This is a genomic window from Candidatus Nitrotoga sp. M5, from assembly GCF_927904885.1.
In the GTDB taxonomy this organism is placed as follows: Bacteria; Pseudomonadota; Gammaproteobacteria; order Burkholderiales; family Gallionellaceae; genus Nitrotoga.
Genome location: NZ_CAKMNW010000059.1, coordinates 35,439 through 42,279, shown reverse-complemented (window position 1 = coordinate 42,279; position 6,841 = coordinate 35,439). Strand labels below are relative to the sequence as shown.

Annotated in this window: 6 protein-coding genes; 3 read left to right on the top strand and 3 right to left on the bottom strand. The window is 50.4% G+C overall.

All coding sequences use genetic code 11. From position 1 onward, the window contains the following. Positions 1-695 precede the first annotated feature (695 nt). A complete protein-coding gene (locus MJ770_RS11370; RefSeq protein WP_239254281.1) occupies positions 696-1,562 on the top strand; it encodes an IclR family transcriptional regulator in 867 nt (288 codons plus the stop codon). A gap of 252 nt (positions 1,563-1,814) precedes the next feature. Next, positions 1,815-2,060, top strand: coding sequence for a hypothetical protein (locus MJ770_RS11365; protein ID WP_239254280.1), 246 nt, complete (start codon positions 1,815-1,817; stop codon positions 2,058-2,060). On the opposite strand, the gene MJ770_RS11360 is transcribed toward MJ770_RS11365, so the two are convergent. The 3 genes from MJ770_RS11360 to MJ770_RS11350 are packed head-to-tail and all read right to left on the bottom strand — an operon-like array spanning position 2,057 to position 4,151. After that, positions 2,057-2,482 carry a PaaI family thioesterase gene (locus MJ770_RS11360; protein ID WP_239254279.1) on the bottom strand — a complete coding sequence of 142 codons (426 nt, stop codon included), beginning with the start codon at positions 2,480-2,482 and terminating at the stop codon, positions 2,057-2,059. The two genes, MJ770_RS11365 and MJ770_RS11360, sit on opposite strands and share 4 nt — an antisense overlap. 41 nt (positions 2,483-2,523) lie before the next feature. Beyond that, a complete protein-coding gene (locus MJ770_RS11355; protein WP_239254278.1) occupies positions 2,524-3,321 on the bottom strand; it encodes an enoyl-CoA hydratase/isomerase family protein in 798 nt (265 codons plus the stop codon). A 56-nt stretch (positions 3,322-3,377) separates the two neighbouring features. Further along, positions 3,378-4,151: an enoyl-CoA hydratase-related protein gene (locus MJ770_RS11350; RefSeq protein WP_239254277.1), complete on the bottom strand. Its 774-nt coding sequence runs from the start codon at positions 4,149-4,151 to the stop codon at positions 3,378-3,380. A gap of 421 nt (positions 4,152-4,572) precedes the next feature. Between MJ770_RS11350 and MJ770_RS11345 the strand changes: the two genes are divergently transcribed. After that, entirely contained in the window at positions 4,573-6,831 is a 2,259-nt protein-coding gene (locus MJ770_RS11345; protein WP_239254276.1) for a CaiB/BaiF CoA transferase family protein, read from the top strand. Positions 6,832-6,841: the final 10 nt, after the last annotated feature.

The window sequence follows — 6,841 nt, the reverse complement described above, 5'->3', positions numbered from 1 at the left end:
GGTTATGGCACAAAAGACGACATACAACCCGATGTTCAAGGAAGCTTCCTCACAAAGGACTTAAAGAAAAGTAATATTCAGAATTTGCCCCTATTGGGCATTATAGTTGGCGGAGTGATTACGGGATGATGTGAAACAAAGGCGAAATGGAAATCGTCAGGACTGAAAAACCCGAGGTGCTGTCTTGCGCCACTCAAGCGCGATAGTCTGATAGGGATCAGTTCCAGCGAAAAACATCAGGGCCGGCGGTTGTAAGATAAAAGCCGCGTTTAAAGGCCGGAGACATGACTGCACCCAGCCGCCAGAAAACATCACATTTTTACCTTGCCATAGGAGCGCCATCCAGACATGACAGCACCCGGTCGCGGTAAAACTTATGAGATTAGTATTGCTTACTGGCTGAGACTGAACTATTTACGAGAACGGTATTTTTAACTAGATCTATAACTAAGTCCATTTTATGTGATGATGGACAGTCCGTGAACGCTAAAGTCGACTTTCCAAAGGCACAAGCAACTTTCTTCTGACACCGTGTCTGGTATATATCCAAATGTAATTTTCAGTGGTGATAGGAAATTGGTCGCGAATAGTAGTGACAATATATATTAGATAGAATCTTAACTAATGAAGTTTTGAGGCGCACCAGTCTGTGGCGCAGCGAAGATTTAGCAAGTGACAAATGCAGCGAAGGCTATATGGCAAGACAAAAAGCATCATCCGAGGACATGAAAGTCAAACGTCGAGAGGATGACGGGAACTATGGCCCAGGAGGCGTTCAATCCGTCGAGACAGGTATAGAATTGTTGGTTGCCTTGGCGCGCTTATCGGCAGAATCACCCCTACAGATGCTCAAAACGATTGCCCAAGCTGCAGGAATTCCTGCCTCTAAGGCCCACCGTTATCTAGTTAGTTTCAAGCGCACCGGTATGGTCGAACAGGATGCCGATAATGGACGTTATAGGCTTGGTCCGAATGCTCGATTAATTGGGGTAGCGGCTATAAGCGGCGCACAGGTTATCCATGCCGCGAGCCAGCGTCTGCCAAATCTTTCAAAAGTAACGGGCTTCTCATCGACACTGGCGATTTGGACGCAGAGTGGCCCGACGGTCGTGTGGGTGGAAGACGCAACTAGGCCGATCACAGTAACGACTCGAGTCGGTGAAATTTTGCCATTGTACACATCAGCGATTGGTCGTGTATTCTCGGCTTGGATGCCCGAAGCTAGTATCCAGCCACTATTACAAAAGGAGTTGATCCTGCGGTACGGAATTGGCGCAAGAGGTTTGAAAACTAAGCAAGCCGAGTTAAATAAATGGCGCGAAGAAATTAGGCAGTTGGGGCTTGGCTGGACTGTGGGAGAGGTTAATAAGGAGACCAGTGCGCTTGCTGCGCCGATTTTCGATTATAGGGGCGATCTCCCAGGCGTTATCGCGATTTTTGGAGCGTCCAAGTACTTCGATATAGACCCGGGCGGTCGACTGGCTATAGAAATTCGTTCTGTGGCGGAGGAAATTTCAGAGGAACTAGGTTATCTCAAGAAACATGAAGACGATTGTGATTGAAATTGAGACAAGGTCATTTACCCATAAAGACAATTTCAATACATTGATGAAAGCCCGACGTTCTTAGTTAAGGGGACTCTCAGACGGCGCGTTTTGATTTAACAGATTTTGTGTTGTCTGCGATAGTGCCTTTGTTGCCGAATAAGTCGCGGGGGCGTGTTGACGACCGCCGTGTGTTGATCAGGATATTTTGGGCTTGCGAACGCGTACGCTGTGGAGGGACATCTTGCGCGTTATGAATTCGCGACGTGCGTGGACCACTTCGCTGGCCGCGCAGCGAGTTGTGACGACGCGCTGTTGAAGCCGTTCGATGCAAATGGGCGCGAATACATGGAGTACCTCCGCGCCCAAGGAATTTTTTTCGATGTTCCAGCCGAGTTTCTAATGACTACCACAGCGCGCTGCTACCCAGCCCTTGGTCCGGCGGGTCTGGGGGATATCGAGTCGGATATAGCCGACCACTTTTTGAAATTCCATAAGCGGCATAGGCCGATTTAATCAATTTGACGTTGGCGAAGACGTGGTGGATCATTTTTATGCGGCTTCCGGACAATGAATGTTCCCGACCCTGTGGCACAGATTTCGCCGCTGTCAGTGAACACGTTGCAAAGTGTGACGAGCGTGCGGCCGCCGTTGCGTACGACTTCCGCGATAGCCACCAATTCGTCCCCACTTCCCGGTGCTAGATAGTTCAGCTTTAGTTCAAGAGTAACAACGAGGCGTGTGCGCGTTTGATAAGTGCCGCCGGATGCCGCTGTTCCCATCGCGATATCGAGAAGGGAAGCAATGATTCCGCCATGCGCCACGCCTCGAATATTGCGCTTCGCATCATCGAGAGGGAGTGCAACAACGGCGCGACTGTCTGATACATCACGGTATTGAATGCCGAGCCATTTTCGAAAACCTACATCGTCGTCCATTTTTTTCCTCAAAAAATTTGTGAGCCGGAGGAATATAACTCTCAGGCACCTAAGAATTTTGGTTTGCGGCGTTCAAACATTGCTTTCGTCCCTTCGCGAAAATCAGCCGTGCTCCGCTGCCAATCCTGTTCCATACATTCGCGTTCAATGGCTATTGATACGGCGTCGGCTAACCCCCGGCGCATTGTTTCGTGCGTCGACTGTACGGCAAGCGGAGCGGACTGCGCAATCTCTTGAGCCAATGCTCTTGCCGCTTCTAAGACCTCCGCTTGCGGTACTAAGACATCCACGAGGCCAATGTTTGCAGCCTCGTTGCCGGTGATTCTGCGTCCGGTATAAAAAAGAAGTGACGCACGCTGCGCACCAATTACACGCGGTAAAGTGGCGGTTAACCCGAATCCTGGATGAATGCCTATTCGGTTGAAGTTCGCGCTGAAGCGCGCCTCAGGACAACAGACGCGAAAATCGGCTATAAGCGCCAAGCCTAACCCGCCGCCGACGGCCGCACCATGAACCGCGGCTATGATCGGTTTCCGTATACGGAACAGGCGTACCGCCGCCTTATAAATATGCTCGCCTTGCGAATCCGGCGCATTAGTTAAATCTTGACGCTTGGAAAAGTCGGATCCGGCGCAGAATGATTTACCTTCAGCGGCAAGCACGATAGCGCGACAATCCGCCATTTGATCCAGTGTTTCGAATATTTTGGCTATTCGTGAAATCAAACTCGAATCGAAGAAGTTGTGCGGAGGCCGCCGTATCGTCACAGTCGCAACGCAGTTTTCCTTTTCAATAAGGAGGTCAGATTGTCCAGATTGCGTGATGTAGTCCAATGTCATGTCCGCCGAGATTACTTAAGACGACACAATGTCGCCTCTAGTTACAGAAAATAAGATTAGTGGCGCTTTGGTTTGCGCTTCTCCTTAAAGGCAACGCTATGCTCCTTCTGTTCATTGGTGCCGTAATAAAGCGAGACGGCTTGAAAACCGAGTGCGCCGATGCCGCGAATATTTTCGCTGTCGGCATTAAAAGAACGCTTGGCGATCGCTAATGCCGTCGGACTTTTTTCACCAATTTCTTCACACCATAGGTTGACTTCGGCGTCTAGCCGCTCGTCCGCTACGACTTTGTTGACAAGTCCCATAGTCATTGCTTCGTCCGCGGAATAGCGGCGGCACATGAACCAAAATTCACGCGATTTCTTTTCACCGATGATCCGGCTTAGGTACGCCGTGCCCCAGCCAGGGTCCACGGAGCCGACTTTTGGTCCGACTTGACCGAACACAGAACTTTTGGCGGCGATAGTCAAGTCGCAAACAGTAGCTAAAACATTACCCCCTCCAATTGCAAAGCCGCGTACTTTAGCCAATGTCGGCTTTGGAGCGTCACGCAGGGCGGAATGTAAATCTTCAAGTGGTACGCCAATAACTCCGCGCGACACGCGCTCATGCTTTTTTTCCCCGGTGTCTCCTCCGACGCAAAACGCACGATCGCCCGCCCCAGTCAAAACAATTGCATGGATATGCTTGTCCCATGCGGCGCGCTGTACGGCGTCAAGCAATTCGATAAATGTTTGAGATCGAAGGGCATTAAGCTTGTCTGGTCGGTTGATTGTAATTGTTGCTGCGCCAGAGCGAACTTCATAGATCAAATCCTCGTAGTCTTGCATATGCTTCTGCCTTTCACTTTTGGGGCCGTTAGGAAGCGAGTTGACAATAAACCCGCGATTAGATAATACTATCATACGGAATTCGATTACGCATATAGAAATTATTGAGCAACTCTATTATAGCGCTCAGTAACGACGAAAAACTTAGAAACTCTAGATGTAGAAGAGTTTGATATAGGCCAATTAAAGTAACCGCATTAATTGGTTAGGCGCTGGGCGCGAGGCATTTACCGCTCTTGATATGGGGAGTTAATTAACGAATGGATGTGTTTGGTATCACCTCAGAACAAAGATTTTTCAAAGAGGTACTTACAAAGTCAGTGCAGCAACAAATTACATCCAAATCGATTGATATGGACCGAACGAGATCCTGCGCCGAGCCATTTTTAAAGTACGGTCGAATTAAGTTGGATCGGGACAGATGAATCAGTGTATTGATGACCTGACGATTGTCGAAGCAGGGGGTGGATGGCCGATTGCGCTTGCCGGTCGTGTCCTCGCTGAACTCGGCGCAACGGTGATAAAGCTTGAAACGCCCAAAGGAGATTCATTAAGGCACGTTGGTCCAATTCATAGTGATGGACAAAGTTACGTTTGGCACTCCGTGTCAGCTGGCAAGCGGTCCATTGCGCTTGACTTGGATCACGAAAGTGAACGGAATTTAGCTCGTCAACTTATTGATATGGCTGACGTTGTGCTAACCGATGGCGAGCAATTTGAACTGGGTGGTGACGCCTGGCGCGCGCGCGAGGATTTGATCTATGTTACTCTTACGCCGTTTGGCACGATGCCGCCAACGGTTTGGAAACACGGCTGCGAAGGCGTGATTCAGGCAGCGGCCGGAATTATCGCGACCACTGGATTTCCTGGAGATTCTCCAGTTCGCGCCGGTTGCGGCCTTGCCGATCACGTCGCAGCATTTTACACGGTCACGGCTATTCTTGCCGCGTTACTGCATCGGGATCACTCCGGTCGGGGGCAGCAGATCGACATGGCGTCGTATGATTGCCTCATAACGTTACTTTTGCTGTGGTTGCCGAAGTATTTCATGACCGGTAGTGCGCCTTCCCGTCAAGGTAATCGCCATTTGAGTAGTGTCCCTTGGAACAATTATCGGACGCTGGATAGTTGGATCATGATTTGCACAAGCACGGACGCGCAATGGTTAAGGTTGTGCGATCTGATGGGCCGTTCTGATCTCAAAGGTGGGCGTCTAGACTCGCTGCCCGAGCGGATGAATAACGTGGACTTTGTCGATGAACTCGTTGCCAAATGGGTAAAGACGCAGACAACGAGCAATGTTGTCGAGAAACTACATGCAATAGGTGTGCCAACGGGACCGATCTTAACGGTCACTGAGATGCTTAAAGATCCGCATGCCAAGGCACGAGGAATTGTTGCCGAAGTGCCGGACAATGCGGGAGGGCATGTTCCAGTCGCCGGTCCGCTATGCAAAATGTCTGAAACGCCCGGCATTATTGTCGGATGCGGTCCTGTACTGGATGCGGATCGTGCGTTCATCACGGAACGAATGCTTGAGCACAAATCGGCAGGGCAAGGAAAATCGCTCAATGCGCGGTCGCTTTTCGAAATGACGATCGTTGAATCCGGCGTTTTCGGTGCAGGGCCATTCGCGACCAAATTGATGGCTGAATTGGGCATGAACGTGATCAAAATAGAGTCGCCTGATGGTGACGGGATGCGGCACTATCAACCGCAACTTGATGGGACGGCATATCCCTTTCACTTGTACAACGCCAATAAAAGATCGATTGTCCTCGACCTAAAATTGAAGAGCGGTCTCAAGCTGGCGCGCGAACTCATAGACGACGCTGATGTTTATCTTGAAAACTTGGGTCCTGGCGTGATTGAGAGGCTCGGTCTTGGCTATGAGCGATTCAAGAAAAGTAATCTTAGCCTGGTTTACTGTTCCGTTAGCGGTTTCGGTCGAACCGGCCCTTATTCCGGTAACCGGGCTTACGATACGGTCATTCAAGCGATGTCCGGCATGATGGGCGCGACCGGTGACGATTTGCCAACCAAAATTGGGGTATCAGCGGCCGATCTGTTAGGGCCGATTTTTGCTTGTATCCCGATTTTTGCGGCGCTTCACCACAGAAATCGCGGCGGGAGTGGGCAGTTGATCGATGTTTCGATGTATGACGTTTGTGCGTCAGCGACGCAGTCTCTTTGGCCGAAAATTTGGCAAGGAGGCGACGTGCAGCGTATGGGGAATCAGCATCAGTTTTACGTCCCCTATGGTTGCTATCCGACACGGACAGGCGATGTCTTCATTGGAGTCGAGGACGATCGACAATGGATGTCGCTAAGCAAGCTTTTAAATGTGAGAGACAATCTCAAATGGGCCAATGCATCGGGTCGGCTTCTTGAGCGGGATATAGTCAACAGCCACGTTGCGGAATGGACCAAATCGCAGGCGGCATCGTCAGTCGCTAAAAAGTGTCAGGGGGCGGGCATTCCCGCATCACCGGTCCGTACAATTGAGGAGACGATGACCAACCAGCGGACGGTGGAACGGGACATGCTGGTCAATGTTCACGGATTGAATAACGGAGAGCTGTTACTCACCGGATCTCCGTTCAAAATGAGCAGGACGCCGGGGCGGATATTGAGGGGTGGACCTGCTTTCAACGACATTGCCACTCAAGTGGATAAATAGATCAACAACG

Excerpts from the sequence above, each read along its gene's own strand:
- MJ770_RS11370 (WP_239254281.1), top strand. The coding sequence starts at position 696 with ATGGCAAGACAAAAAGCATCATCCGAGGACATGAAAGTCAAACGTCGA.
- MJ770_RS11360 (WP_239254279.1), bottom strand. The coding sequence starts at position 2,482 with ATGGACGACGATGTAGGTTTTCGAAAATGGCTCGGCATTCAATACCGT.
- MJ770_RS11355 (WP_239254278.1), bottom strand. The coding sequence starts at position 3,321 with ATGACATTGGACTACATCACGCAATCTGGACAATCTGACCTCCTTATT.
- MJ770_RS11350 (WP_239254277.1), bottom strand. The coding sequence starts at position 4,151 with ATGCAAGACTACGAGGATTTGATCTATGAAGTTCGCTCTGGCGCAGCA.
- MJ770_RS11345 (WP_239254276.1), top strand. The coding sequence starts at position 4,573 with ATGAATCAGTGTATTGATGACCTGACGATTGTCGAAGCAGGGGGTGGA.